We start from the raw sequence: 25,884 nt of genomic DNA, 5'->3' as shown, positions 1-25,884 counted from the left end.
TTAAATTAAATCTCATTTTTATTTCACCAATAAGTTGATTGTTTTTAACTGGCCGTTTGCCAATTTAAGAACGACAACATATAAGGCTGCCTGCGATGGAGCGATGATTTCATTTTTGGCTTTTACATTTGAAATAGTCTGAACTAATTTTCCTGTAATGTCATAAATAACCACCTCAGATCCATTTAATTGAGAATCGCTAAAGTCACACTCTAAAGTAAATTCAGCTCCAGGTTTAACTGGGTTTGGATAGATTTTTATCTTTTTGGTAAAAACTGTTCCTGTAGTCTCAATTGGACAAGATTTAATTGAATTTCCGTTTTTGTCTTTTGCAATTACGTAATAGCTTCCGTTTAAAGGTTGAACCTCACTATAATACTGACGAGTTGCACCAGAAACAGCTACTCCGTTTTTATACCATTGCCATGCTACGTAATTGTTCGATTTATTATCAAAGAATAGCACATTTGCCCACTGTTGTGTTACAAGTCCAGAATGGCTAACTTCTATTGGTTTAACAACTGCTGTAGCAGCATTATGATTTTGATCACCATTTTGTACAGCTGTAATTGTTGAGCTTCCTGATCCAGTGATGTTTAATGTTGATCCAGAAATTGTTCCTAATGCTGCATTTGCAATAGTGTACGAAATTGGCAATCCGCTGTCTGCTGTTGCAGTTAAGGCTACGTTATTAGAATCTATACATCCAAATTCTAAAGTTTGGTCCCAAGTGATTGTTTGGTCCGCTTTAGTAATTTCAAATTCTGCACCGGTAAAAGCAATTGTATAATCCGCGCCAGCGCTAATTGATCCTAACTTAATATTGTATTTTCCAACATTTTCGCCAGCATCTCTAGAAAGCAGACCTGTAATGATTGAGCTTGTATCTCCATTAGCAAAACCTAGTGGTGTGTAATTAAACGCAGGATCTTCTGTACCGTATACTTTTGTATGTCCTGCTGCTGCAGTTATAGTAAGAGTATATTTTTGAGTCGTGAAACTAACTTCGTTTCCATAATTCACAAAACCATTACTATTTATCGCATAAGTTCTAACGTAATAAGTTCTATTTCCTCTAAGTCCAGATAAAGAATTTGTGAATGTTCCTAATGCGGCAGAAATATTGATTTTAGTATCTGCTGTAGTTGGGTTTGCGTGCTGTGCATATACAAATCCAACTTCTGTTAAACAAGATCCGCTATCTGTATTTATTCCGTTAGAAGATGCACTTCCAGATAGAGAAGCACCACTTGCTGTTATTTGTGAAATAACAGCGGTGTTTAAAGTAACAGGATTTGCAGGCTGCAATATTTCTACAGTTAGTGAAGCAGTACAAGAATTGTCATCTGTTACAGTTACTGTATAAGTTCCTGTTGTAAGACCCGTTGCTGTTGCAGCCGTTCCTCCAGATGGAAACCAAGAGTAGGAGTAAGAACCTGTACCGCCAGTTGCGTTTACTGTAGCCGAGCCATTATTTCCATTATAACATGAAACTTCTGTATGAGTCGATGTTAAATTTAAAGCATCTGGTTCTGTAATTACAATCGTATTGGTAACAGAACATGAGTTTTCATCTGTAACGGTTACCGTATAAGTTCCTGCTGTAAGACCCGTTGCAGTTGCAGCAGTTCCGCCAGAAGGTGCCCATAAATAGCTGTAGTTTCCTGTTCCTCCAGAAGCCACTACAGATGCGGTACCATTATTTCCTCCGTTACAAGATACATTTGTTTGTGTGTCTGTAGCCGAAAGAGGGGTAGGTTCTGTAATTTGTACAGTTTCTGTTATAAAACATCCATTTGCATCGGTTACGGTAACAGAGTAAGTGTTTGGACTTAATCCGGTTGCTGTTGCAGCAGTTCCTCCCGATGGTGACCAAGAGTACGTATAAGTTCCAGTTCCTCCAGAAGGGATTACCGTTGCAGTACCATTATTGGCCTGATAGCATAAAACATCTGTTTTATCTATTGTCGCAGTAAGTAAAGCAGGTTCAGCAATAGTTACAGTTGCTGTTGTCTCACATAAGTTGCTATCTTTTATAAGTACAGTATAGGTTCCCGCCGATAGGCCAGTTGCGGTTGCAGCAGTTCCTCCAGAAGGAGACCATTGGTAGCTATAAGTACCAGTTCCTCCTGTAACGTTTACAGTTGCAGATCCGTTTGAACCACCATTACAAGAAACATCTGTTTGAGATACTGATGGAGTAAGTGCGTCAGGTTCTGCTATGGTAAAACTTTGTGTTTTGGAGCATAAATTATCATCTGTAACAGTTACAGTGTAAGTTCCAGCCGAAAGTCCATTTGCAGTTGCTGCAGTTCCTCCAGAAGGAGACCATGCATAGGTATAAGTTCCAGTTCCTCCAGTTACGGTTACAGAAGCAGATCCGTTTGATCCACTGTTGCAGCTAACATTTGTTTGCGATGGAGTTATATTAATTGCTGAAGGTTCAGTAATTGTAAAATTCTTGACAATAGAACACCCATTTGCAGAAGTAATCGTTACCGAATAGTTTCCTGCGCTAAGATTCACCGCTGTATCAGTAGCGCTGACAGAAGGAGACCAAACATAAGTAAATGGTCCAGGAGCTCCAGAGGGAACTACGCCAGCAGAACCAGTGTTTCCTCCATTACAAAGTAAATCAGTTTTAAAGGTGCTAGCAACGAGCGTATTAGTTGTATAGATAGTAAAGTTTTTGGTAATAGAACATCCATTAGCATCTGTAATTACACAGCTGTAATTACCTGCTGCTTTACCTGTAATGATAGGTGCTGTTTCACCTCCTGGCGACCAAAGATAGCTATAACCTCCCGCACCCCCAGCTGGTGATACACCTGCTTGTCCACCTGTTGAACAGGTAGCGTTATTTTGAGAAGTAGTAGCAGTTAATGGAGCAGCTGGCTGAGTAATAATGAATGTTTTTGTTATGAAACAACCATTGTTATCTGTGATGGTACAAGTATAGGTGTTAGCGGCTAATCCAGTTGCTGTTGCAGCAGTTCCTCCAGATGGTGACCATGAATAGCTATAGTTAGGAGATCCGCCAGAGGCAACAACTGTTGCTGTACCTGTTGCAGAACCATTGCACAAAACTTCCGTTTGTGATTGTGTTGCTGTTAGGACTGATGGCTGCGTAATATCATAACTCTGTGTAATCTGACAGTTATTAGCGTCTGTAACTGTAACTGTATAGGTCCCAACTTGAAGACCAGTTGCTGATGCAGCATTTCCTCCAGTAGGTGACCAAGAGTAAGTATAAGTTCCAGTTCCTCCACTAACAGATGCCGTGGCCGTACCATTCGTACCTCCATTGCAAGAAACATTAGTTTGGCTTGGAGTTATTGATAGAGCAGGTGACTGGGATATGGTAAAGTCTCTGATTGCTTCACAGCCAAACAAATCGGTTACCGTTACCCTATAAGTACCAGCAGAAAGTCCTGATGCGGTAGCAGTTGTTTGAACGGGATTTGTATTCCAAGAATAAGAATAATTAGGAGTTCCTCCTGATGCTATAACCGTTGCTGTTCCGTTAGCGCCTCCATAACACGAAGTATTGTTTATAGTACCTGCTGTGGTTGTAAGTACCGTTGGGGGCTCTATAAGTGTAAATGATTGAGTATCTTGACAATTATTAGCGTCAGTAACAGTTACGACGTAAGTTCCGGCAGCAAGTCCTGTTGCTGTTGCCGCAGTTCCTCCAGAAGGTGCCCAAGAATAAGTGTAGCTTCCTGCTCCTCCTGTTGCAGTAACAGTAGCAGATCCAGTTAAACCACCACGACAGGCTATATTGGTTTGTGATGCTGGACTTGCAACTAAAGCCCCTGGTTCTGTAATAGTAAAGGATTGTGTTGCTTGACAACTATTAGCATCAGTAACCGTTACAGTGTAAGTTCCAGCAGTAAGACCTGTTGCTGTTGCCGCAGTTCCTCCAGAAGGTGCCCATGAATAAGTATAATTTGGTGTTCCTCCTGTTGCACTAACAGTTGCAGATCCTGTGGCATATCCGTTACATAAAATATCGGTCTGTCCAGCTGCAGATGCGCTTAAAGATGTTGCTGGCTGGTTAATCGTAAAGCTTCTAGTTGTTTGACATCCATAAAAATCAGTTACCGTTACCGTATAAGTACCTGCAGCAAGTCCTGTTGCTGTAGCAGTTGTTTGAACAGGAGTCGTATTCCAAGAATAGGTATAACCCGGAGTTCCTCCATTTGGTGTTACAGTTGCAGTACCATTAGCACCTCCATTGCAAGATATATCTGTTTTTCCTCCTCCCGTTGTTGCACTTAAAGCTGCTGCAGGCTGATTAATAGTGTAAGAGAATGTTTTTTGACATGAATTAGCATCAGTTATCGTAATGCTGTATGTACCAGCAGTAAGTAGCATTCTGTCTTCGGTAGTAGGTCCATCATCCCATTTGTAGGTGTAAGGTCCGATTCCTCCGCCAGGGGTAACGTTTATAGCTCCTGTATTTCCTCCATAACACGCAACCTGAGTTGTAGAACCTATCCCTGTAATTGCAGGAGGCTGAATTACGGCAATGCCGTTAATCGTTGCTTGGCATAAATTAGCATCGGTAATGGTAACCGAATATGAGCCTGCAGTAAGCCCTGTTCTATCTTCAGTTGTTGTTATTCCATCATTCCATAAAAATGTATAAGGTCCAGTTCCTCCAGTTGGAGTAAGATTTATTGCTCCTGTATTTCCTCCGTTGCAAGCTACATTGGTTACAACAGTTGTTCCGCCAAGTGCCGCTGCTGGCTGGCCAACTGCTATATTACTTACAACCACACTACAATTGTTAGAATCGGTAATGGTAACAGAATATGTGCCTGCAGGAAGACTTGTTCTGTCTTGAGTTGTTATTCCTCCTCCCCAGTTATAAGTATAAGATCCGCTGCCACCTGAAGGAGTAAGGTCTATAGATCCATTATTGCCTCCGTTACAAGATACATTAGTAATATTGGTTGTTCCTTGTATAGCTGAATCTTGTCCTATATTAAAGATTTTGGATATCAAAGTTCCTTCGCCATCTGTTATGTTAACAGAATAATTAGATGGTGATAAACCTGTTATTGTTGCTGTAGTCGAACCATTAGACCATGCAAAAGAATAAGGGGCTTTTCCTCCCGAAGGAACTACTGTTGCTGTCCCGTTATTGGTACCATTACAAGTATTTGTTTGTAATTGTGTAGCAGATAGGGGAGCATTGGTCATGAATGATGCGGGAGTGCCATAAGTAATTCCAGCTGAATTCGATGCATAAGCCGCATAATATATAGTAGTACCCGAAGGAAGTAAAGTTGCGTTTATAGTAAATGGGCCTGTGCCTGTACTTGTTGTCAAATTGGTTACGCCTGGGCCACCAATAACAGGATTTGGCATTAGTGACCAAACAATACCTCTGCTCAGTATTGTGTCACCACCGTCAGTGTTTGTACCTCCTAATGTAGCAGTTAGTGCTCCAATATTTGTAGCAGGAGTCGTAGTCGCTACAGATGGTAGTGATGTACAAGTTACATTTGGAGAATAGTTGCTAGGTAAAATTCCTTGGGTAGTACCAGGAGGAGTTGTACTTGCGGATGTGATTGTCCAATTAGTATAGGTATTGATACTTGCTCTTAAAGCAGTAGAAGTACCAGTTAAAGTACCAGTATATTTTGCGAAATACTGAGTTGGCTCAGTTATATTAGGAAATAATGAGACACAATTTACTCCATTAGTTAGCCCTTGCGGTAAGATACTTTCTGCACCGCCAAGACCTGTTGTTATTAGCGGGCTATTCCAGGTACTTCCAATATCATAATTACTAGGATTAAAATCACCATGTACACCAGCTAAGAAAGTTATAGTAGTTGGTGAAATTGCAGGCCTCATGCCATTAGTAGCACTTTGGTATGCTAGCATTTGGTCACCTGCAGACAAGTTAAAACTGTAAACGGGACCTTCTGGATTAATTAGAAAATCAGAAGGAATTCCTCCTGTTACTGTAAAAGTATTTGCAGCAGTTTCTATAACAGAAATTATTTTTCCACAAGTTACCCCAGGAGGTATAGTCCATTTAATATGTGGTTCGCTACTGCCTATCCATCCAGAAGCAGATAATCCTTCTTCTGTAAAGTATACAATCTCTCCAGCAGGTAGATTTTTTAGGGCTATAAAGCTAAACCCATCTTGGCCTCCGGTATCAAAGCCAATAAAAGCGATATCACCGGGTCCTAAAGTTTGTCCTTTTATATTTTGATGTAAACCAAAGACGCAAAAGAACGTAAAAAATAAGAGTAATTTTTTTTTCATAACATACAATTTAGTTAATGACATAGATAAGCATTGTCCCAGCCTCCTATATGGTCAGGTTTTGTTAGTGAGGCAAAAGCTTTAATAAAACCGCCATCGTTTAACAATGTTTCAATTTTTCTAAAGCTTATAGTGTTAAAAGAATCCAAATTTAATTGGTATATATAGTGATTGAATAGTGTTCTGTTGGTTGTGGTATCAAATCGGATATTACCTCTTGGTCCATCAATATCTAATTTGTACATTTCTTCAATTAAAGAGCTAGTTTTTAAACTGTCAGCATTTAAAAGTATATTCTTTAATATTAATCCATTTTCGTATCCTAAGACTGAAAAAAAAGAAGGAATATCGTTGTAAACCTCTTTATAAAGTGAAGTGAAATTGGTTGAAGTAGTATCATTTTGCATCCAGCTGCTCACTACATAAAGCTCAGAAGGATTATTTTTATACTCCTCCAAAATTTTATCGTTAATAAAAAAAGGAGTTACATAAAAAGGATACTTTTGAGTAAGTTTATTTTGTTTCAGAAAAGTAGCATTCTCTTCAGCATATAAACCACTATAAAACGCAAAAACAGCATTGGGTTGCTGTGTATTTATAGTGTGATCCATATGCAATGCTTCATTTTCTCTTGGGATAAAAGGAGTAATGTAATGTCCTGTAAATTGATTTTTTTCTTTAAATGCATATTCTAATGCAGCAAGCAAACCATATCCTGAATCATAAAATGAAGTAGAAGAGGCTATTTGATATTTTTTATTGGTAAAGTATTGGCCTAAATAATAGCATGAATCTGTTAGTCCTAATGAATTTATAAATATACCTTCGTATTCAGATGTTTGATAAGGAGTTGTTGCTCCTAAATCTGCGGCCAAAAATAAGATATCATTATTAGAAGCATAATTATAAACTTCAGACATGTTGCAATGTCCCATAAAACCAATTATAATTGATACATCTTCTTGAAAGTTAAGTTTCTGAATTTTGTCAATTATTAGTTTTTCATCAGCGCCAACACCAATACTCTCTACAAAAAATTTTACATTTAAATTATTGAGTTTTAAACCCCTTATAAAATCTTTATCTAAGGAAGGATACTGTTGCGACTTCGGAATTAAAATGCCTATTTTAATGTCGTTATCCATAAAATGAGATTAGAAATAGAGGCATTTTTTTGCCTCTATTTAAGTTTGTTAATTTCTAGAAGGGAAAATCCCAGATGTTGCAATACACATATTGACAACAAGAAAGGGACTGTGTAAACCAAAAGGCTGAGTGCCTCCAATTACTCCTGTATTACCTCCAATTGCTGCAGCCGCAGTAAATCCACCAATTGCGTCTGTTCCGCTTCCTCCTGGTTCACTGTATACATTTGGTGTTGAACCACCTGAGGAAAAAGAGTTATTTCCAGCATCAGTTATATTTGTAATTGTTCCTCCAACTACAGAATTTGCAGTTACGCTTACTGCTGCTGTAGCAGTTCCTGCAAGGGGATGTGAGTGAGCAGGCATATTATTTACTAACAAAGTCATCGTTTCGCTACCTGCTCTTTGTCCTATTACAAAATTGCTTAAACCTGGTCCTTGACCATAATGAATAGGGGTTCTACCTCTTAAATCAGGTAAACCAAATGTGGTGACGCCATCACCGCCATAAATTGTGCCAAGCAATGAAAATAAAGCTGAATTCTGAGTGATTGCTACCAGCTGGCCATTACAAGCAGCCCAGCCTCTAGGTGGGTAATTAAATGCGAAACTCAAAATTGTTCCGAGGTAAACTTCCATCATAATTTTTTAGATTTAATAGTTAATTTTAGTTTTTGGTAGTATTTTACTACAATGCTAAATTACTTTATAACTAAATTGTGGGTGCACGGGTTTTTACCTGTTTTTAGTAAAATGCTATTATTTAACATATTACTATAAAAATAAGAAAAATTATAAATAGGAGTTCATAAAAAAAGGCGGTAATCCATTACCGCCTTTTTTGTCTTGAATCTAACTTGAGAAAGTTAAACCTTTGTTTTTAAAACTGATATAAAGTTCCTGTCGTGCCGAACTTATCGTTTCTTCCGTTCGATAAATACTGCACCAAAACTTTATTAAAAGTTTATATTTTCCGTCAGAAATTGAGCTGTAATATATTTGTGATGGTTTTGAATTGTTTACCAAAGGTAGATTAGCAAGCGTTTCATTTACCACAGTATTAATTTCCTCTGGAATTGTTTCTCCATTAATTTCAAAAGTAATTTCAACCAATTTAAAATTGTCAGTATACGTCCAGTTGGTGATATTTTGAGATAATAAGTTACCATTCGGAATAATAATTTCAGCACCGTTTGGGGCATTAATTTTAGTCGTACGAAGTCCCATAGACTTGATTCGGCCAGATTCTGAACTAATTTCTACAACGTCGCCAACCTGAATAGGCTTATCAAAAATCAAAATAATTCCCGAAACAAAATTATTAACCACATTCTGAAGCCCAAGTCCGACACCGACACCTAAAGCTCCCAAAAGAATACTCAATTTATCTAATGGCATTCCAGAAGCTGCAACAGCAAGTAGATAACCGCTTATTAAAACAACCAATCGTGTAATAAGCAATTTGGAGTGCTGTCTTTTATTGATGTTCTCTTCGTTTTCATCGTCAATTTCGCCAAAGAAATAAGCAACATATTTCTGTAGTAAATGCGCCGCCCAAATAATAATAAAGAATAAAACAACATTACCTAAAGTAAACGTAATGCTTCCAATGGTATTTGGATGACTTAATAACTTCGTTAAAGCACCGCGAAGTGATTCCCAGATGTTCAAATTTGAAGCAATTACAATTAGCCACATATAGCTAATGGCAATAATAAATGGCTTTTTCAAAGTGTCTGATAAACTTTCGTAATCAAACATTTTTTCAATTCCTCTTTTTACTCTAGTCGTGTAGATTTGAAGCAAAATAATTTCCAAAATAATCTTCAAAAGCACACTTAAAGCAACAATTTGAGTAAGTGATATAAAAGCGGTAATACTTAACATATTAGAAAGGGAAACTCTTCCGAATAAATTGTAAAGAATAGATAAGACATTTAAGCTAATAAAAATGATACTTGCCCATTTAAAAAAGCCTTTTATATAAAGTTCTTCTTTAAGTGTTTTAATCTGAACCAAACCATAACGAATACCTAAAACATTAATTGCTACAAAAGCAAAGCGCTGCAATAATCCGATTGTGATAAACAAGTCTAGGAAACAAAGGGCAAAGAATAATCCTAAAAGGAAAAGCCAATTTCTCATGGCAACTCCAGACCATTGATTTTTGAAAAGGAAGATTAAAACCCCAAGCAAGAAAAGCTGAATTAATTCTAAAAATAGAGCAGGAGCGTATAAATTGGTCACTACAGCAATGTTTAGTGCAATGACTAAAACAGGCAATAAAACTCCTCGATTTAAGTATTTAAAGTTTAAAAGCTGTAGGTTTTCAGCATAACCGTTTGTATTCAAGTATTTGATGTTTCGAGAAATATACCAAAATAAAAGACCCATAAAGAAAAATAGCGTAATAAGTCCGCCTGCTTTGTAACCTAAGTAATAAGCGGCAACATTTTCTTCAATTATGATTTTTGCTTTTATATTGTGTGTTACTTTTTTCTTTGCTGCAGAATCGTTAATCTGCCATAAAGAAGGATATTCTTTATTGAAAATACTGATTCCAGATTTCTCCAGTTTTCCTTCAACCGCCACCAAGGCATTAGAAACAGAAATTTTTCGTTGTACGGTAAGTCGTTTTTTATTGTTTAAAGTAGTCTGGTTACTCGTCATTAAACTATCAGTGGCAAGATATCTTTTTCTAAGATTTCCGAATTCTTTCTGAAACTGTTTTCGACGAATAGTGTCTTTTAATAAACTAATTAAAGTTTTGTCTTTACGAAGATCAATTACACGTTTTTTGATGTTCTCAAGATCCAGATTTTTTGCATTAATTGCTTTGTTCTGTTCTTCTAATTCTTGTTGGATTTCTTGTAAAACCAATCGGTACATCTGTTGGTTGCGCACATTCGGATTTGCTCCTTTTAAACTAGCTAAGATTAAATCCAGCTTGCTTTCTGTACGTTTCATATCGCCAAAAAGATGACGCGTATCGCCTGCAAAATCAATATCATTGTAGGCAGATTCTAATACTTCGCTGGCTTTTTCAATGGCCATTAAATAATCGCTATCTGTAGCTGTAGAGTCGTTAAATAGTCTGCCTCGGCTTTCTTTTTTAAGGGTTTGTTGCTGTTGCGCGTAGTTCAACTGCGAAAATAATAGAAGTAAAAATAGGGCGAAAAAATAAAAAGTCTTTTTGCTAATAATCATAATTTATGGGCTTATTTAGGGAGCTCAAATGTAATTTTTTTTGCAAGACTTTCAGTTAAGAAAAATGAAATTTAAATAAAGAAACCGATTTCATTTTGTGATGCTACTCTAGGTTTCTTGAAGCGATTTCCTCTTGAATTTCTTTAAGAAAATTAGAATTGACAATAAGAAAAGCCATAGATAAAGGAAAAATCATTAAAGTTAAAAATCCTTTCTCGAGAAAAATAAATACAATTATGAGAAGTAATAAGATGGCAATTAGAATCAAAACCTTAATGGTTGTTTTAATTGTTTTTTGCGTTTTTAATAACTCTTCGACAGTCATTTCGCTTGGTTTCTTTGCTTTCATTTTATATTTTTACTTAGAATTAAAGCAAATTTTAATTAAAATACTTTCGAAAACAATAGGTCAATTTTTTTTGACTACCCACAATAATTATGGAAGAAATAGAAACTTGTCCAGCACAAAGACTCCTAAAAATGCTATCGGGCAAATGGAAGGCAGAAATTTTTCGTTTGGCTACAGAATCGCCTTTACGTTTTAATAATTTGCTTCGCCAAATTCAGGGCTCAAATAAGCAATCTTTGGCTACAGCTTTAAAAGAATTGGAAGAAGAAGGTTTACTAGAAAAGATAACTATTAAACTGAAACCTCTTCATATCGAGTATAATTTAACAGAAAAAGGAAAAGCTTTAATTCCTGTTTTTCAGCAATTGGAAGGGTTGGCATAAGTTTTTAGTTTTTGCTTTAAAAGTAGAAAGATCCTCAAATACTATTCAGTGCTACCATAGCCACAAAAGTTCTCTGAGAATCATCTCCTACATCCAAAAAATAAAAACGTCAGCTAAAAAAAGCAAGACTGATTAGTCAATAAAGCTGAATTTATCTTCAAAAACTTGTCCAACTAACGGAATTGGTTTCTTTTGTTCGTTAGCCGCATTTATGATTCCGAAAATCCATAAAATAAAAATAACGTATCCGATATAGCTTAAAAAGTAAAGCGCTGGAACGATCGTTACAATAATAGACAAAGCAACATTTACGACTAAAGAAACCAGAAAAATTCCGAATCCTTGTTTTAAATGGTATCTCACCAAATCACTTTTAGGTGTTAAATCTTTACTTTTAACAAAAGCTATAATCCAACCAATAATAGTGACATAGCTAAGAATAGAAAGGGTTTTATTATTCATAGTTTAAGTTATTTATTGGGTCAAAAATAGATGCTAGGAATAGGACCTGAAATAGTTACTTTGTCTACTGTGCTTTTTGGTTGGTATTGGTTGTATTTAAATCGGTAAGAGGTAAAATTTATTTTTCAAAAGGTTAAATTTCCTCTTTCATTAATTTGAAAAATTGCTCCTTTTTTCCTCTTGAAATAGGCACAACCGATTTGTCATTCATGTGAACCATTCCTTCGCGAGAATAACTTATAATAGAATTTACATTGATCAAATGCGACTGATGAATGCGAAAAAACATTGGAGGTTCCAGCAAATCTTCATAATTTTTTAAAGGTTTAGAAACCATAATTTTTCGGCCATCGGTCAAAAAGAAAGTGGTATAAGAACCAGAAGTTTCGCATCTTGTAATTTGTTCTAATTTAACTACATACATAGCCTCTTGCGTGGGCAATATAATGCGGTCGGGAGTTTTGGTAAGGTTATTTTGCAATTCGCTTAATTGCTGTTTTTCTAAAACTCTTTCTTGTAAAAGCGAAATCCTTTCAATTGCAGTTCTAAGTTCGTCTGGATCAATTGGTTTTAGCAGATAATCTATTGCGCTGTATTTGAAAGCATTAATGGCGTGCTGTTCGTAAGCAGTTGTAAAAATAAGATGAAAAGAGTTGAAGGAAATTTGTTTTAGAACATCAAACCCAGTTCCGTTTTGAAGCATAATATCCATAAAAACCAAATCGGGCTGCATGCGGTCAATTAATTTTACAGCTTCTTCGACACTTTCCGCGTAAGCAATAATCTGAATTTCTTCTGGAGCAACCATTTCCAACATAATGGATAAAGCTTCGCGAATGCGTTGTTCGTCTTCTATAATGATTGTTTTGTACATTTTTTACAATATTGGAATATTAATAATAACAATGCAGCCCGTTTCTCCGTTGTCTGCATTGCGCTCTAAAACCTGAAAACCAGCATGCGGATGATCTTTTTGCATTTTTGCTAATCTTTCGTCAGTAATTGTGGTAGAAAGAGATTTATGATTTTCGTTTGTTTTCAATTTTCTCGAAGCTGTAAGTCCGATTCCGTTGTCTTTTATGGTGCAGATTAGATTTTTTTGTTCGGTCTGCTGTGAGAAATTAATCTGCAATAGACCTTTTTCTTCTTTTGGTTTTGGCTTTAATCCGTGTTCAACAGCATTTTCAATAAAAGGCTGAATCAAAAGTGGCGGAATAAGAACATCCTCTTCAACAGATTCGTCGCAAACAATCGCATATTCAAAACTATTATTCAGACGCAACTGCTGCAATTCGATATAATTTTTTAAAGTGCCAATTTCTTCTTCTAACGAAATGGTTTCCTTTCTCGATTGTTCTAGAATTTGGCGTGTGAGTTTGGCAAATTTATTCAAATAAGAAACTGCCGGAATTGTATCTTTCTGCAAAATCATACTCTGAATATTTCCCAAAGCATTAAAAATAAAATGCGGATCCATTTGAGAACGCAATAGTCTTCTTTCTAACGAAAGTCTAGTTGCAAGGTTTTCAATGGTTTCTTTTTCCATTAATTGCAGCTTCAATTCACTGTTGGTTTGTTCTTGCTTTAAAATTTCTTCACGCTTTAAATAATAACGCTGCCTGAAATAATAAGAACGAAACATAAAAACAAGTCCAAGCAAAAGAACTCCAGCAATTCCATAACCTAAAAGTTTATTTTGCTGCTCCAGTTCATTTTCCAATTCAAGCTGTTTTATACGCTCCATTTTTTTGGAAGACTCAAATCTGGCATCTGCATTTTGCAAAAGCTTCTGAGTGGTTTCATTATATTTTAACTGATTGTATTTCGTAAACAAGGTATCGTATGCATAATAGGCTTCAAAATCATGACGCTTTGCAGAAACTTCTTTTAAGCAATTGTAAAAATTAGCCAATAAATAATTATCGGTGTAAGGTAAACTAAGTTGGTATTTTATTCCTTCAATAAAAAGCATTTCGGCTTTTACATAATTTCCTTTTTCGGTATAATAAAAACCTTGAAGGCCAATAGCGCTTCTGTAAATGATTTTAATATTGTATTTTTTGGCAATTGCAGTAGCTTTTTCAAGGTTGTCAAACAATGCAGTTTCATTAATTGGTTTCGGACCTTTAGAATAAAGATCTGCCAGATTAATGTAGGCGATTCCGATATTGCTTTTGCTAATGATATCAAAAGATTCTTTTTCGGCAAGTGATGCTGTAGTTTTTAAAAAATCCAAAGTCTTTTGCCAATCTTTCTCTGTTCCAGATTCCAGTTTATCGGTCAAATAACCTCCGTAAGCTAATCTTGCATACAGTTTACTTTCTGGATCTTTTGCTTTATAAGCATGTTCAAGAGCCTCTTGCGCATATTTATGAACCTTTTCTGGCGATGCCGGAGAAAATAGATAGGATATATCGGACGCAATTTTAGCACATTGATCATGAGCATTTATTTTTGAGAAAAGCGTATACGAATGCAATAAATGATCGATGGCCTGAGGTTTGTCGTCTATATAAGACTTTAAATTTCCCATTGCCAGAGAAGCAAAAGCTTTAACTCTTATTTTGTTGCTTTTTTGAGCTAAAATATAAGCAGTGTCTGCATAACGAGTAAATTCTTTTAAATGCAATAAACGCCTTTGTGTAAGAGCGAGATACGAATAACAAATAACTTCATCGTCGATATTCTTTTTTTTCTTGGCTAAAGTAAGAGCTTGTTGCTGTATTTTTTTACTCGCAGATGAATCGGAAAAACGTTTGGAATAGCCATAGGATGCAATCTTTTCGACAGCCGAAATTTGTGCATTTATAGTGGTGATGAAAAACAAAATAAGAAACGAGAATAGCCATTTCGTTTCCTTATTTTTTATCTGATTTAAAGTGTTTTTTTCGTGCATACATTGTGGTAATTAAAGCCAAAGTACAAATTGAAAATAGACTAACCAAAAAAAACTGACTGCAAATTGGACAAGAAAATCCTTTGTAAAGTCTCTGTGTAGAAGTGGTTAAAGAGCGTATTTTCTCGATACTGGTATACAATTACCAAATAAAAATCTAAAGCATCCATTTGCCAATTTCGAATTGTGGCAAGTTGATCTTCGTAGTAATCTTGCTGTTATAAATTATTTTTAAAACTATAAAATTATGAATAAGAATTTTTTTACATTATTAGTAGTAGCTTGCCTTTTTATGTCATCATTAAGTTATGGGCAAGAAGATAGACGCATTAAAATTGAAATCGCTTTGAAAGATGGTAACAAAACGACAAAAGCTGTATTGAGATCTGCTACATTTTCTTTTACAAAATCTACTGTCAGCGGAACAGAATCGGAGGTAAAAAACAATTATTATTTTTCTCTTGATTTTGAAAAACAAGATATTGCCTTGCTGGCAGTTTTAATGAAAAATAAAGCAGGAGTTGATGGTCAAATTACCATGACCGATATATTTGGAAAGCTACCTACGAGAAAATTTGATTTTACAAAAGGAAGAATAGATTCTTTAAGCGATCAATTAACTGCCGATTATACCAGTGCTTACATTTCACTTCTTTGTGATTCTCTGATTATTGATGGCGTTAAAATTGAGTAGAGAAATGAATCAACTTAAGAAATTCACAAAAGAAGGAAATCTGTATGTCATGAAAAGGCAATACGGCTTTGGACTAATTGTGGTACTCGGAATGATTGCTTTTACTATTGGAGGCATTTATTATAAAAATAATGCAGTAATTGGCATTTTTGGAGTCTTGGCTGTTTTATGCTTTATTTCGATTTGGCAGGAAGGATTTAGTATTGATCTCGACAGAAAGGAGTTTAGAATAAAAAACGGATTGGTTAATAAACCCGTTCTGATTCCGATTGCTGATTTTCTCAATTTTGAAGTGGTCAAAGTCAGACATAATTTTATCACAACAAACGTTTGCTTAAATCTTTATTACAGAAAAGATAACAAGGAGAAATGCACTGGAATTGCACAAGGTTTTACAGCTAGATCCATGCAGAATTTGATTAATGAAATTAATGAAATTTTAGATGAACATTCGAGAAAGATATAACATCGAAGAAACGCTGTATTCTTTTTCATTTAATCCGCAAAAACCATCAGTAAATCAATCCTGGTGGTTTTTGGCTGGAATAACGGCAGGAGTAATAGCTTTACTATTGTTTTTTAATGATCTAGGAGAAGAAATGCGTTGGGTGATTGGTATATTCTTAATATACTTTTTGATTCATTTTTTATATGATATTCAAATAGCTTCTAAAATTCGGTTTACGTTTGATGCTCGTAATAATGCCGTTTATAAAACAAGTCCGTTAATTTCAAAAAAGAAAATAATGAATCTGGATGAAGCCATAATTTTTGTTCAATCAGAAATGGGAAGCTGGCATTATGCTTTAGGAGCAAAGAAAAGCCAGTTTGTTAAGAATTATAGAATTAGTGAAGGATTTAGTTCAGGGAGAAAAAGCGACGAAAGGCAAGATGCGTATGAGAATTTTATTCTAGTAAAAATCGGTAAGCTTCAAGAAAATGCAAATTCCAATCGCAATAATTAATTCGGTAAGAAGTCCTTCCACGTATACTAAAAGGTTAGGGCAGATGCAATGCTGCAGACGTAAAATATATCTATTAAAATTATCTCCAGTTAGAGCTGGAGATAATTCAATGGATACTTTAGATTTGCTTTTTTATAATATTGTAAATAAGTCAAATAGATTGTTTCAATTGTTTTTGTTTATCAAAATAATTTCATCTCCAGCGATAGCAAAAACGGTATGTTCTGGTTCAGGTTTCATGATAAATTTTCCAGTAAATTCTCCAAAAGCAGGCATTATCATTTGATTGTTTTTTTGAAAAAAACAACGCAGTTTCAAGCTTTGAAGCCCTAATCCGCGGAGGATTATTCCAGGATGGATATGTCCTGAGAAATTGAAAAAATTTTCTTTTTCTGTAGGATGATGGGTGAAGAGAAAATGATCAATCTCTAATGAATCAATGACAAGAATTCCAATTTGGTAATAATGTTTTTGGTCTATTATATCATGATTTCCTGCAATCAAATAAGTTTCTTGATTATGATTGGAAATCCATTCTTCAAATAAATCCCATTCAGCATTTTTGGCGCTGTGAAATAAATCTCCCAAAAAAATGATTTTTTCAGGTAGAAAATAATCCAAAACTTCTGTGATTTTTCTAAAATTTTCAGAAATGGCATTTTGCGGAATAGCAATTCCGTGTTTTCTAAAATGCGTTACTTTACCCAAATGCACATCAGAAATAATGACCGTTTTTTGCTTTTCCCAAAAAACAGCTCCGCTTGAATGAAGTATAAAGTTTTCGTTTTGTATTTGAATATTCATAAAGATCTATTTCATATAAGATGCAGTCATTTTCTGAATTCTTTCAGCCAAAGTTTCGCTCGAAAGTTTTTCTCTCAATCGATCAGTAATTATAGGAAAACTAAAAGGAGTTGGTTTTAAACATTGCTTCCAGATTATTTTTTGATTTGCAATTCGTTCCAAAGCCAAAATCAAACGTCCTTCTTCTAATTGATGTTCAAAAGTTTCACGGTAGGCTTGATGCAATAATAAATTATCAGGTTCAAAATCTCTGAAAACTTCAAATAACAGCTGAGAACCACTTTGCAAATGTTTAGTCTTAACCATTTTTCCTGGAAAACCGGTAAAAACTAATCCTGAAATTACCGCTATATCTCTAAATTTTCTTCTTGCCATTTCGGTCGAATTTAAACTTTTCTGCAAATCGTGATGCACATATTCGGTTGAAAATAGATTATTGTCTAAAACGGCTTCGATATCTATTTCCTGATCGGAAAGTAATTCGAAACCATAATCATTATAAGCTAAAGAAAATGTGATCGATTGCAATAAACTTATTCTAAAGGCCAATAAACTGGCTAAAGCTTCATGAACAAAACGTCCTTCAAAAGGATAAAAAATCGCATGAAATCCTTCTCTGGTTTTAAAAGTTTCAATTAAAAATTCATCAGAACTCGGTACGATAGATTCTTTTCGCTGTCTTTTAAATAAAGGCTGTAAAGCTTTTAATTCTGGCGAAAGATTATCGGTATTGGCGCGATATAATTCCTGTCGAAGCAATTCACTCATTTGAGAAGAAAGAGCCAAGCGTCCGCCCATCCAGCTCGCAATTTTAGATTCTTTCTTCGGACTCGCTTTTTTTACCAAAACCTGCATGTTTCTGATTTTGAACAATTCGAGTTTTTTTCCTGCGAAAATAAAAGTGTCGCCAGGTTTTAATTTCGAAATAAACCATTCTTCAATCGTGCCTATATAACCACCGCTGATGTATTTTACATTCATCACAGCATCGCCAACAATAGTTCCGATCTGCATTCTGTGATGCATGGCAATCATTCTGCTGTTTATTTTGTAACAGCCATTTTCGTCAATTTCCACTTTTTTAAATTCGTCGTAAGCATGAAGACTTTGACTTCCTTGTGTAATAAAATTTAGAATCCAGTTCCAATTTTCATCCGAAATGGTTTGATAACTAAAAGTTCCCTGAATTTCTTTGAAAATTTCGTTTGGATAAAATCCGTCAGAAACTGCCAACGTATTAAGGTATTGAACCAAAACATCCCAGCTGTTTAAATACGGAACACGATCTTCAATAACACTATTTTCAACCGCTTTTTTCAAGGCCGAAGCTTCGATTAATTCAATGGCATGAGTGGCAAGAAAATAAATAACGCTTTCTTTTCCAGGCTGATGTCCGCTTCGTCCGGCACGCTGCATAAATCGAGCAACGCCTTTTGGCCCTCCAACTTGAATAATCGATTCGACAGGAGCAAAGTCAACACCTAAATCTAAACTAGAAGTGCAGACTACGACTTTTAATTCTTCATTCCGAATAGCATTTTCTACCCAAAGTCTGGTTTCTCTGTCAATGCTTCCGTGATGCATCGCCATTTCGCCAGCAAATTCAGGATATTTTTCTAATAATCTCTGATACCATATTTCGCAAGCCGAACGAACATTGGTAAAAATAAGCGTCGTTTTACTGGCTTTTATAATTTTTGCCGCTTCATCAATCAGATGCAAACCCATATGTCCGCGCCATGGATACGTATCCATTTTCTCTGGAATTATGGAAATGACTTTTATTTTCTTGTTAATTACCGCTTTGATTAAAACAGAATTATTATACGCTTCAGAATCTACTCCAAGCAAAACTTCCTGCGCTTGCTGTAGATTACCAATTGTGGCTGAGATTCCCCAAATACGAATATTTTTCGCGATAGTTTTCAATCTTGACAAACCTAATTCTATTTGCACGCCACGTTTGGTTCCGAGTAATTCGTGCCATTCGTCAATTACGATTGAACTGCAATTTTTAAAAATATTAGCATACCCTTTTGTTGCTAAAAGTAGTTGCAGACTTTCGGGAGTTGTAATGAGCAAATCGGGCATTTTGTTTTTTTGCTTGGCACGTTCTGCAGAAGACGTATCTCCGGAACGAATTCCAACTGTCATTGGAATATCTAAATCTGTTAAAACTCGCTCAGCAGCTTGTTTTATTTCAACAGATAAAGACCGTAGAGGCGTAATCCAAATTGCTTTTAATCCTGAGTTATGTTTATTTTTGTAATTCGGATTTTCTTTGATGTAGTTTAAAATGATGGGAAGCCAAAGCGCATAGGTTTTTCCGCTTCCTGTTGGAGCATTTAGCAAGCCATTTTTGCCCTGCAGAAAAGCAGTCCAAGTCTGAGTCTGAAACGGAAAAGGTTTCCATCCCTGACTTTCAAACCATTCGCTGGCGATCTTAAATAACTGCTCTCTATTCATCTATAAAATCATATTTTTTAAATCTTCGATTGAATTGGCATCTTCAATTTTTTTATCGTGTCGCCATCTTAAAATACGCGGAAAACGGGTTGCCACTCCGCTTTTATGTCTTTTGGAAAGTGCAATTCCTTCAAAACCAATCTCAAAAACCAATTTTGGCGTAACGCTTCTTACGGGACCAAATCTTTCTAAAGTATTTTTTTTGATGAAATCATCGACCATTCTAAATTCCGCATCGGTTAAACCAGAATACGCTTTCGCGAAAGTGACAAGTTCACGTTCGTTGTTTTCATTTTCCTGCCAAAGAGCAAAAGTGTAATCGGTAAATAGATTGGATCGTCTTCCGTGACCGCGCATAGCGTAGGTGAGAACGGCATCAATCGTTAAAGGTTCAATTTTCCATTTCCACCAATCTCCTTTTTTTCTTCCAACTAAATAGGGAGAATCTTTTCGCTTCAGCATTAAACCTTCGCTTTTCATTTCGCGAGACTTTAATCTTTCATTTGTTACCTCTTCCCAAGTCGAAAAATGAATTCTTTCTGAAAGCTGTAACGGGATCTCTTTTCCGATTAAAGTCGTAAATAATTCTTCTAATATGGTTCGGCGTTCTTCGTAAGGAAGATTTCGAATATCTTTACCCTGCCATTCCAATAAATCGTAAGCTTTAATAATAACAGGTGTATTTTTTAAAACAGAAGCCGATACATTTTTACGGCCAATTCGGGTTTGCAGATCATTAAATGTCCCAATTTGATTCTCAATAAAAGGAAGAATTTCGCCGTCTATAACTGTTCCGTCGGGAATATTGCCAATGAAAGATTGAAATTCAGGATATTTATCGGTTACTAATTCTTCACCACGACTCCAAACGTAAATTTCATTGTCGCGAATAATAGTTTGAGATCGAATTCCGTCCCATTTATGTTCGGCACTCCAATCTTCAGGATTGCCCAGATTTTCAAGTTCGCTTTCAATTGGATAAGCCAAATAGAACGGATAAGGTTTTGATAAATAATCGCTGCTTCTTTCGTCCAAAATCAATTCTTGAAACGTAATCGTATTCGGATTCCAGTCGCCCATTAATTTATAAGCAAGAGTATCTTCGTCAATATTTTCAGCTTTAGAAAGCGCTCGAGTCATTAACTTTTGACTTAAACCAATTCTGAAACTACCCGTTATTAATTTAGTGAAAACGAATCTTTCGTAGTAATTTAAATTTAGCCAATTGGTTTGCAAATATTCTTTTTTCTCTGAGTCGGTTTTCTTTTTTAAAGCAATGATTTCCTGTAAAAATTCGGTCAGACTTTTATCAGAATGTTCTTTTGTGGTTGGAATAACCAAAGCAATCGTTTCGGCCAAATCCCCCACAATATGGTAACTTTCTTCAAAGAGCCAAAGTGGAATATTAGCCAATTCGTTTGCCCATAAACGCAATAAAGTCGTATTAACCGGTCGGGGAGGGCGACGATGCGAAAGAATAGCGATTGTCCAGACTTTGTCTTCGTCGTTTGCTTTTAGAAAATAATTCGTCAGCGCATCAACTTTTACCGATGTTTTATTAGAACTGTCTAAGGTTTTTATAAGCTCGGCAAAGTTTTTCATTTAATTATAAATTTTGAGTTATGAGTTTGAAATTAATAATTTACAATTCATCATTATTTGCATCGTTCGTTTCTCCCTCGTATTGTGTGTTGGCTGTTCTGGCATCGTAACCTAATTCTCTTAGATATCTCGAAAAAATATCAGAATATCCATGAGTGCATATGACTCTTTCTGCGCCTGTTGCTTTTATGCTTTCCAATAAACCAGTCCAGTCGCAGTGATCGCTTAAGACAAATCCGCGGTCAACGGCTCGTCTGCGTCTAGCTCCTCTAAAAGCCATCCAACCGCTTGCTGTTCCTGTTACAAAAGGAGTCATTTTTCTAATCCAAGTGCTTCCATGTGCGCTTGGCGGAGCAATTACGATATTGCCTAGTAGCTCTTCTTTTTTAGTTTCGGCAGTTACTCGTATAGTTGGAGGCAAATCAATCATTGGGCGCACAATATTGGTCATATTTTCAATTGCGCCATGCGTGTAAATCTGTCCAATGCTTGTGTCGAGATTTTTTAATAATCTTTGTGCTTTTCCTAAAGAATATCCAAATAAGACAGAGGTTTTTCCTTCTGCACGATTTTCAGCCCACCAATTATTAATTTCAGTCATAACATCTGCTTGCGGTTCCCATTTAAAAGCGGGAAGTCCGAAAGTACATTCGGTTATAAAGGAATGGCATTTTACAACTTCATACGGAACTGAAATTCCGTCGTCTTCTGTCTTATAATCGCCTGTAAAAACCCAGATTTCTCCTTTGTATTCCACTCTAATTTGTGCCGAACCAATAATATGTCCTGCTGGATGAAAAGAGAATTTTACGCCATTTATAGTAAAAGTTTCATTCCAGTTTTTGCCCGAAACATTAATGTCTCCCAAACGATGTTTTATTATTGGAATATTGGAATAATGTGTAATATAATTTTGGTGTCCCCATCTCGCATGATCAGAGTGGCCATGTGTAATAATGGCATTAGTTACCGGTCGCCATGGATCCAGATAAACATCGGCCTGCTGGCAGTAAATTCCTTTATCGTTAAATTGTAATAATGGCGGATTCATTTTTTAATTTGATAATTAGAAAATTTGGCAATTAGATCATTTTATGCGCTTGCAGCGATAATGAGATAGGCTATGAGTGATATGCTCAATACAAACAGCATCATTGTAATAAAGGTAAGCATTGCGGTTGAATATTGATACTTTCCTTTTTTTAATAGTTTGATAGTGTGAATGTAACGCAGATATGACAACAAAATGGTCAATGCGCCGGCAATTAATAAACCAATCCCTAAATAGATGGTAAAGTTACTATTGGGCGGAACGGTTTCTGCTAAATGTTTAGCGGGAACATGTTTTAAAAATAACGAAAATTTTACTGCTACAAATCCGAAAACCATGATCCCAATTCCAGTGCGAAGCCATGCTAATAAAGTTCTTTCATTAGACAAGTATTCATTCATAACTTCCTGATCATTTTTTGGCGACATAACTGTTTTAAGATTCTTTAATATTCAAAATTTGTATAAGGTGGACAATTATATTTATCATCCTCATTATCTAGGTTATAGCTGTCATAAGGATTAGCATCATCATAAGTTGAAAAAGGAGTATTGTCCTCAGCAAGATTTAATCCGCTTTCAATAATTTCATAGCAATCATTAGAATGGCAATTGTATTGATTTCTGTAGTTGGTATCTGGATTTTGCCCAGAAGTAAACTCTTCATCCAAAGCTTCATTTTCATGTGCAGTATCAATATGATCAGGTTTTCTGCACTTAAGATTGTTTAATCTTGCAATTTTTAGGTTGTCATTATCTGTTCTCATAACTACTATTTTTAAGTTGTAATTTTTCGACTTTTGATATATACAAATTTGAAAATTAGCTACTTGAAAAAATTATAAGATTTGATTTTAATTTTACATGATTTATTTCTGCAAAATTTTGACTTAATTTTTATTTTATAAAAATCAATTATAATTCTGTAAAATAAGCACTTACGTATTTTGCAACTTTGTATATATTAATTATTTAAAAATTATAACATTATGGAAACTTCAAGAAAAGATTCGAAATCTGGAATGAAAGATTCTGGAAAAACTCAAAAATCAACTTCTGGTTCTAGAGCAAAAAGCACTACAACAAAATCAACAGATTCAAAAGGTAGAGCTGGGCATTAATTTTTTTAGTTTTCTAAGTAGAACTAAATAATAAAAGCGTGCTGTTTATATATAAACAGCACGTTTTTACGTTTTATTAAGCTTAAAGTTTTATTTTAAAACTTCCTGAATTGTTTTTACAAAGGTCTCAATAGGCTGAGCACCCGAAACAGCATATTTGCGATCAAATACAAAGAAAGGAACTCCTTGAACTCCTATTTCGGCAGCTTCTTTAATATCTGATTGTACTTCTTTAAGAAATAAGTCTTCGCTTTCTAGAACTTCTCTAATTTCATTTTCTTGTAAACCAGCCTGAATTCCTAATTTAATCAAGGTTTGACCATTGTTTAGATCTTCTCCGTCAGTAAAATAAGCTTTAAAGAAAATTTCTTCCATTCGATCGCCAATATTTTTAGTTTTAGCCAATTGAATGATTCTATGCGCGTTTAAAGAATTTGAGATAACAGCCTTATCAAAATTATAATCTAAACCAACGCTTTTAGCGCGTTCTGCAACACCTTTATGCATTTCTTTAGATTGTTCTATTGACATGCCTTTTCTTTCTGCTAAGAACGCGTAAACATCCATATCTGGTTGCGATGTGATTGTTGGATCCAGCTGAAAGCTTTTCCATTCAATTTCAAATTCGTCATTAGGAAATACTGCAAGCGCAGTTTCCAACTGTCTTTTTCCGATGTAACAAAACGGACACATGATGTCCGACCAAATTTCTATTTTCATTTTACAAAGATATAGAAAATTGTTGTTTCAGGTTTCATGTTTTAGGTTTCAAGTTGATATGCTATGCGTTTTTCTAACCGCGAAGTGCGCTAAGATTTTACGCAAAGTTCGCAAAGGTTTTTGTTTCGGATTGTTTGGAACGCAAAGTGCACAAAGATTTTACGCAAAGTTCGCTAAGTTTTTTTTCTAAAGTCTTTAATAAAGATTATAAGTACACAAAGCTTTGTGTTCTTAGCATTCTTAAAAAAATTAAACATAAAACTTAGCGAACTTTGCGTAAAATCTTTGTGTTCTTTGCGGTAAAAAAATATACAAATAGTATATCAACTTGAAACATGAAACCTGAAACTCAAAATAAACCTAAATAAAAAACCGCAACTCTTTATGGGAATTGCGGTTTCTAGGTATAAAAAATGGTTGGTTAATAGCGATATCTTTTTTTTTACAATGATAGATCTTTTATTTAAAACTAAAAAATATCCCTGTAACAGAAAGAAACTTTAATGTTAACTATTTAACATTACAGGCATTACAAGCATTGTTACTGTTTCTCCTTCTTCTAAACCGTCAACTGGCGTTAAAATACCAGCTCTGTTTGGTAAAGACATTTCAAGCATAATCATGTCAGACTGCAGGTTTGTTAGCATTTCAGTTAAGAAACGAGAGTTGAAACCAATTTGCAAATCATCACCTTGATAATCACAAGTCAATCTTTCTTCTGCTTTGTTTGAGTAATCGATGTCTTCTGCAGATACGTTCAATTCTGCTCCAGCAATTTTCAAACGAATCTGGTGCGTAGTTTTGTTAGAGAAAATCGCAACACGACGAACAGAGCTTAAGAATAAAGAACGGTCAATCATTAATTTATTTGGATTTTCTTTCGGAATTACCGCTTCGTAGTTCGGGTATTTTCCGTCAATTAAACGACACATTAAGATATAATTGTCAAATGAGAAAGTTGCATTTGAATCGTTGTACTCGATTTTTACTTCAGCATCAGAAGTTCCTAAAATACTTTTTAAAATGTTTAAAGGTTTTTTAGGCATGATAAAATCTGCAACTTGAGACGCTTTAACATCTGTACGAGAGTATTTTACCAATTTGTGAGCATCTGTTGCTACGAAGATTAATCCTTCTGGTGAAAACTGAAAGAAAACTCCAGACATTACCGGACGTAAATCATCGTTTCCTGCTGCGAAGATAGTTTTGCTTACTGCAGTTGCTAAAACCTCTGCAGGAACAAGTGTTACAGATGGATCTTCAAGACTTACTGCTTTAGGGAATTCTTCTCCTGCAGCATAAGCCAAGGCATATTTACCTGAGTTAGAACTAATTTCTACTGTGTTGTTATCTTCAACAGTAAAAGTTAACGGCTGCTCAGGAAAAGTTTTTAAAATTTCAAGCAAAAGTTTCGCTGGAACAGCTACACTTCCTTTGCTTGTAGAATCGATTGATAATGTAGCCGACATAGTCGTTTCAAGATCTGAAGCTGAAACGGTCAACTCATTATTGTTTAGTTCAAACAAAAAGTTGTCTAAAATTGGCAACGTATTGTTGCTATTGATTACACTACCTAAAACTTGTAATTGTTTTAATAAGTACGAACTCGATACTATAAATTTCATCTGTTTTATTTTATTTTTTGATGGATGCTTTAGCAAATAAAGGGCTAAATATACGGATTACAAATATATCTTAAACTATCTAAAGTATTACATTTTTTTATTAACAT

21 protein-coding genes are annotated in these 25,884 nt (G+C 35.2%); 5 read left to right on the top strand and 16 right to left on the bottom strand.

The features are described 5' to 3' along the window. Positions 1 to 18: 18 nt before the first annotated feature. From NCC77_RS22495 to NCC77_RS22475, 5 genes are all read right to left on the bottom strand, one after another. Positions 19 to 6,288: an MBG domain-containing protein gene (locus NCC77_RS22495; protein ID WP_250837562.1), complete on the bottom strand. Its 6,270-nt coding sequence runs from the start codon at positions 6,286 to 6,288 to the stop codon at positions 19 to 21. A 14-nt stretch (positions 6,289 to 6,302) separates the two neighbouring features. Beyond that, complete coding sequence (locus tag NCC77_RS22490) at positions 6,303 to 7,433, bottom strand: ABC transporter substrate-binding protein (RefSeq protein ID WP_250837561.1); 1,131 nt, start codon at positions 7,431 to 7,433, stop codon at positions 6,303 to 6,305. Positions 7,434 to 7,481: 48 nt separating this feature from the next. Continuing rightward, entirely contained in the window at positions 7,482 to 8,075 is a 594-nt protein-coding gene (locus NCC77_RS22485; RefSeq protein WP_250837560.1) for a phage tail protein, read from the bottom strand. Between the two features lie 210 nt (positions 8,076 to 8,285). Then, positions 8,286 to 10,640, bottom strand: a complete 2,355-nt coding sequence (locus NCC77_RS22480; protein WP_250837559.1) for a mechanosensitive ion channel family protein — start codon at positions 10,638 to 10,640, stop codon at positions 8,286 to 8,288. Positions 10,641 to 10,743: 103 nt separating this feature from the next. Beyond that, positions 10,744 to 10,989, bottom strand: a complete 246-nt coding sequence (locus tag NCC77_RS22475; protein WP_250837558.1) for a hypothetical protein — start codon at positions 10,987 to 10,989, stop codon at positions 10,744 to 10,746. Between the two features lie 89 nt (positions 10,990 to 11,078). Here NCC77_RS22475 and NCC77_RS22470 point away from each other — a divergent pair, with 89 nt between their 5' ends. After that, on the top strand, positions 11,079 to 11,372 hold the full coding sequence (locus tag NCC77_RS22470) for a winged helix-turn-helix transcriptional regulator (protein WP_250837557.1): 294 nt from the start codon (positions 11,079 to 11,081) through the stop codon (positions 11,370 to 11,372). Between the two features lie 132 nt (positions 11,373 to 11,504). Here NCC77_RS22470 and NCC77_RS22465 read toward each other — a convergent pair whose 3' ends face one another. The 3 genes from NCC77_RS22465 to NCC77_RS22455 all read right to left on the bottom strand — a co-directional run bounded on the left by NCC77_RS22465 (position 11,505) and on the right by NCC77_RS22455 (position 14,730). Then, a complete protein-coding gene (locus NCC77_RS22465; protein WP_095930035.1) occupies positions 11,505 to 11,834 on the bottom strand; it encodes a DUF4870 domain-containing protein in 330 nt (109 codons plus the stop codon). A 133-nt stretch (positions 11,835 to 11,967) separates the two neighbouring features. After that, the gene (locus NCC77_RS22460) at positions 11,968 to 12,708 is read right to left on the bottom strand and encodes a LytR/AlgR family response regulator transcription factor (RefSeq protein WP_095930034.1); all 741 of its coding nucleotides are present in this window, start codon (positions 12,706 to 12,708) and stop codon (positions 11,968 to 11,970) included. 3 nt (positions 12,709 to 12,711) lie between these two features. Continuing rightward, complete coding sequence (locus tag NCC77_RS22455; protein WP_250837556.1) at positions 12,712 to 14,730, bottom strand: sensor histidine kinase; 2,019 nt, start codon at positions 14,728 to 14,730, stop codon at positions 12,712 to 12,714. 247 nt (positions 14,731 to 14,977) lie between these two features. Here NCC77_RS22455 and NCC77_RS22450 point away from each other — a divergent pair, with 247 nt between their 5' ends. Genes NCC77_RS22450 through NCC77_RS22440 form a run of 3 tightly spaced genes read left to right on the top strand, consistent with a single transcriptional unit; the run spans position 14,978 to position 16,389 of the window. Next, positions 14,978 to 15,424 carry a hypothetical protein gene (locus NCC77_RS22450; RefSeq protein ID WP_250837555.1) on the top strand — a complete coding sequence of 149 codons (447 nt, stop codon included), beginning with the start codon at positions 14,978 to 14,980 and terminating at the stop codon, positions 15,422 to 15,424. A 4-nt stretch (positions 15,425 to 15,428) separates the two neighbouring features. Then, positions 15,429 to 15,890, top strand: coding sequence for a hypothetical protein (locus tag NCC77_RS22445; RefSeq protein WP_250837554.1), 462 nt, complete (start codon positions 15,429 to 15,431; stop codon positions 15,888 to 15,890). Further along, positions 15,868 to 16,389, top strand: coding sequence for a hypothetical protein (locus tag NCC77_RS22440; protein WP_250837553.1), 522 nt, complete (start codon positions 15,868 to 15,870; stop codon positions 16,387 to 16,389). Before NCC77_RS22445 ends, NCC77_RS22440 begins: the two co-directional genes overlap by 23 nt. A 165-nt stretch (positions 16,390 to 16,554) precedes the next feature. On the opposite strand, the gene pdeM is transcribed toward NCC77_RS22440, so the two are convergent. The 6 genes from pdeM to NCC77_RS22410 are packed head-to-tail and all read right to left on the bottom strand — an operon-like array spanning position 16,555 to position 23,078. After that, positions 16,555 to 17,193, bottom strand: a complete 639-nt coding sequence (pdeM, locus tag NCC77_RS22435) for a ligase-associated DNA damage response endonuclease PdeM (protein WP_250837552.1) — start codon at positions 17,191 to 17,193, stop codon at positions 16,555 to 16,557. Positions 17,194 to 17,199: 6 nt separating this feature from the next. After that, positions 17,200 to 19,659, bottom strand: a complete 2,460-nt coding sequence (locus tag NCC77_RS22430) for a ligase-associated DNA damage response DEXH box helicase (protein WP_250837551.1) — start codon at positions 19,657 to 19,659, stop codon at positions 17,200 to 17,202. Then, positions 19,660 to 21,261: an ATP-dependent DNA ligase gene (locus tag NCC77_RS22425; protein ID WP_250837550.1), complete on the bottom strand. Its 1,602-nt coding sequence runs from the start codon at positions 21,259 to 21,261 to the stop codon at positions 19,660 to 19,662. It lies immediately after the preceding gene. 40 nt (positions 21,262 to 21,301) lie between these two features. Then, positions 21,302 to 22,312, bottom strand: coding sequence for a ligase-associated DNA damage response exonuclease (locus tag NCC77_RS22420; RefSeq protein ID WP_250837549.1), 1,011 nt, complete (start codon positions 22,310 to 22,312; stop codon positions 21,302 to 21,304). Between the two features lie 41 nt (positions 22,313 to 22,353). Further along, positions 22,354 to 22,740 carry a YidH family protein gene (locus NCC77_RS22415; RefSeq protein WP_172426903.1) on the bottom strand — a complete coding sequence of 129 codons (387 nt, stop codon included), beginning with the start codon at positions 22,738 to 22,740 and terminating at the stop codon, positions 22,354 to 22,356. Between the two features lie 17 nt (positions 22,741 to 22,757). Continuing rightward, complete coding sequence (locus NCC77_RS22410; RefSeq protein WP_250837548.1) at positions 22,758 to 23,078, bottom strand: hypothetical protein; 321 nt, start codon at positions 23,076 to 23,078, stop codon at positions 22,758 to 22,760. A gap of 222 nt (positions 23,079 to 23,300) precedes the next feature. On the opposite strand from NCC77_RS22410, the gene NCC77_RS23000 reads away from it, so the two are divergent. Continuing rightward, positions 23,301 to 23,432: a hypothetical protein gene (locus NCC77_RS23000; protein WP_256469706.1), complete on the top strand. Its 132-nt coding sequence runs from the start codon at positions 23,301 to 23,303 to the stop codon at positions 23,430 to 23,432. Between the two features lie 90 nt (positions 23,433 to 23,522). On the opposite strand, the gene NCC77_RS22405 is transcribed toward NCC77_RS23000, so the two are convergent. Together NCC77_RS22405 and dnaN are read right to left on the bottom strand one after the other, a co-directional pair. After that, complete coding sequence (locus NCC77_RS22405) at positions 23,523 to 24,152, bottom strand: DsbA family oxidoreductase (RefSeq protein WP_250837547.1); 630 nt, start codon at positions 24,150 to 24,152, stop codon at positions 23,523 to 23,525. 506 nt (positions 24,153 to 24,658) lie between these two features. Further along, positions 24,659 to 25,777 carry a DNA polymerase III subunit beta gene (gene dnaN / locus NCC77_RS22400; RefSeq protein ID WP_095930019.1) on the bottom strand — a complete coding sequence of 373 codons (1,119 nt, stop codon included), beginning with the start codon at positions 25,775 to 25,777 and terminating at the stop codon, positions 24,659 to 24,661. Positions 25,778 to 25,884: the final 107 nt, after the last annotated feature.

It is taken from the genome of Flavobacterium tyrosinilyticum (assembly GCF_023656565.1).
In the GTDB taxonomy this organism is placed as follows: Bacteria; Bacteroidota; Bacteroidia; order Flavobacteriales; family Flavobacteriaceae; genus Flavobacterium; species Flavobacterium tyrosinilyticum.
The sequence above is the reverse complement of the archived record's forward strand: the minus strand, read 5'-3'. Positions and strand labels throughout refer to the sequence as shown.

What these genes read in the sequence shown, in the direction of transcription:
- NCC77_RS22450 (WP_250837555.1), top strand. Translation starts at nt 14,978, where the DNA reads ATGAATAAGAATTTTTTTACATTATTAGTAGTAGCTTGCCTTTTTATG.
- NCC77_RS22455 (WP_250837556.1), bottom strand. Translation starts at nt 14,730, where the DNA reads ATGCACGAAAAAAACACTTTAAATCAGATAAAAAATAAGGAAACGAAA.
- NCC77_RS23000 (WP_256469706.1), top strand. Translation starts at nt 23,301, where the DNA reads ATGGAAACTTCAAGAAAAGATTCGAAATCTGGAATGAAAGATTCTGGA.
- NCC77_RS22420 (WP_250837549.1), bottom strand. Translation starts at nt 22,312, where the DNA reads ATGAATCCGCCATTATTACAATTTAACGATAAAGGAATTTACTGCCAG.
- NCC77_RS22405 (WP_250837547.1), bottom strand. Translation starts at nt 24,152, where the DNA reads ATGAAAATAGAAATTTGGTCGGACATCATGTGTCCGTTTTGTTACATC.
- NCC77_RS22490 (WP_250837561.1), bottom strand. Translation starts at nt 7,433, where the DNA reads ATGGATAACGACATTAAAATAGGCATTTTAATTCCGAAGTCGCAACAG.
- NCC77_RS22430 (WP_250837551.1), bottom strand. Translation starts at nt 19,659, where the DNA reads ATGAATAGAGAGCAGTTATTTAAGATCGCCAGCGAATGGTTTGAAAGT.
- NCC77_RS22415 (WP_172426903.1), bottom strand. Translation starts at nt 22,740, where the DNA reads ATGTCGCCAAAAAATGATCAGGAAGTTATGAATGAATACTTGTCTAAT.
- NCC77_RS22495 (WP_250837562.1), bottom strand. Translation starts at nt 6,288, where the DNA reads ATGAAAAAAAAATTACTCTTATTTTTTACGTTCTTTTGCGTCTTTGGT.
- dnaN (WP_095930019.1), bottom strand. Translation starts at nt 25,777, where the DNA reads ATGAAATTTATAGTATCGAGTTCGTACTTATTAAAACAATTACAAGTT.
- NCC77_RS22460 (WP_095930034.1), bottom strand. Translation starts at nt 12,708, where the DNA reads ATGTACAAAACAATCATTATAGAAGACGAACAACGCATTCGCGAAGCT.
- NCC77_RS22425 (WP_250837550.1), bottom strand. Translation starts at nt 21,261, where the DNA reads ATGAAAAACTTTGCCGAGCTTATAAAAACCTTAGACAGTTCTAATAAA.
- NCC77_RS22465 (WP_095930035.1), bottom strand. Translation starts at nt 11,834, where the DNA reads ATGAATAATAAAACCCTTTCTATTCTTAGCTATGTCACTATTATTGGT.
- NCC77_RS22485 (WP_250837560.1), bottom strand. Translation starts at nt 8,075, where the DNA reads ATGATGGAAGTTTACCTCGGAACAATTTTGAGTTTCGCATTTAATTAC.
- NCC77_RS22410 (WP_250837548.1), bottom strand. Translation starts at nt 23,078, where the DNA reads ATGAGAACAGATAATGACAACCTAAAAATTGCAAGATTAAACAATCTT.
- NCC77_RS22475 (WP_250837558.1), bottom strand. Translation starts at nt 10,989, where the DNA reads ATGAAAGCAAAGAAACCAAGCGAAATGACTGTCGAAGAGTTATTAAAA.
- NCC77_RS22445 (WP_250837554.1), top strand. Translation starts at nt 15,429, where the DNA reads ATGAATCAACTTAAGAAATTCACAAAAGAAGGAAATCTGTATGTCATG.
- pdeM (WP_250837552.1), bottom strand. Translation starts at nt 17,193, where the DNA reads ATGAATATTCAAATACAAAACGAAAACTTTATACTTCATTCAAGCGGA.
- NCC77_RS22480 (WP_250837559.1), bottom strand. Translation starts at nt 10,640, where the DNA reads ATGATTATTAGCAAAAAGACTTTTTATTTTTTCGCCCTATTTTTACTT.
- NCC77_RS22440 (WP_250837553.1), top strand. Translation starts at nt 15,868, where the DNA reads ATGAACATTCGAGAAAGATATAACATCGAAGAAACGCTGTATTCTTTT.
- NCC77_RS22470 (WP_250837557.1), top strand. Translation starts at nt 11,079, where the DNA reads ATGGAAGAAATAGAAACTTGTCCAGCACAAAGACTCCTAAAAATGCTA.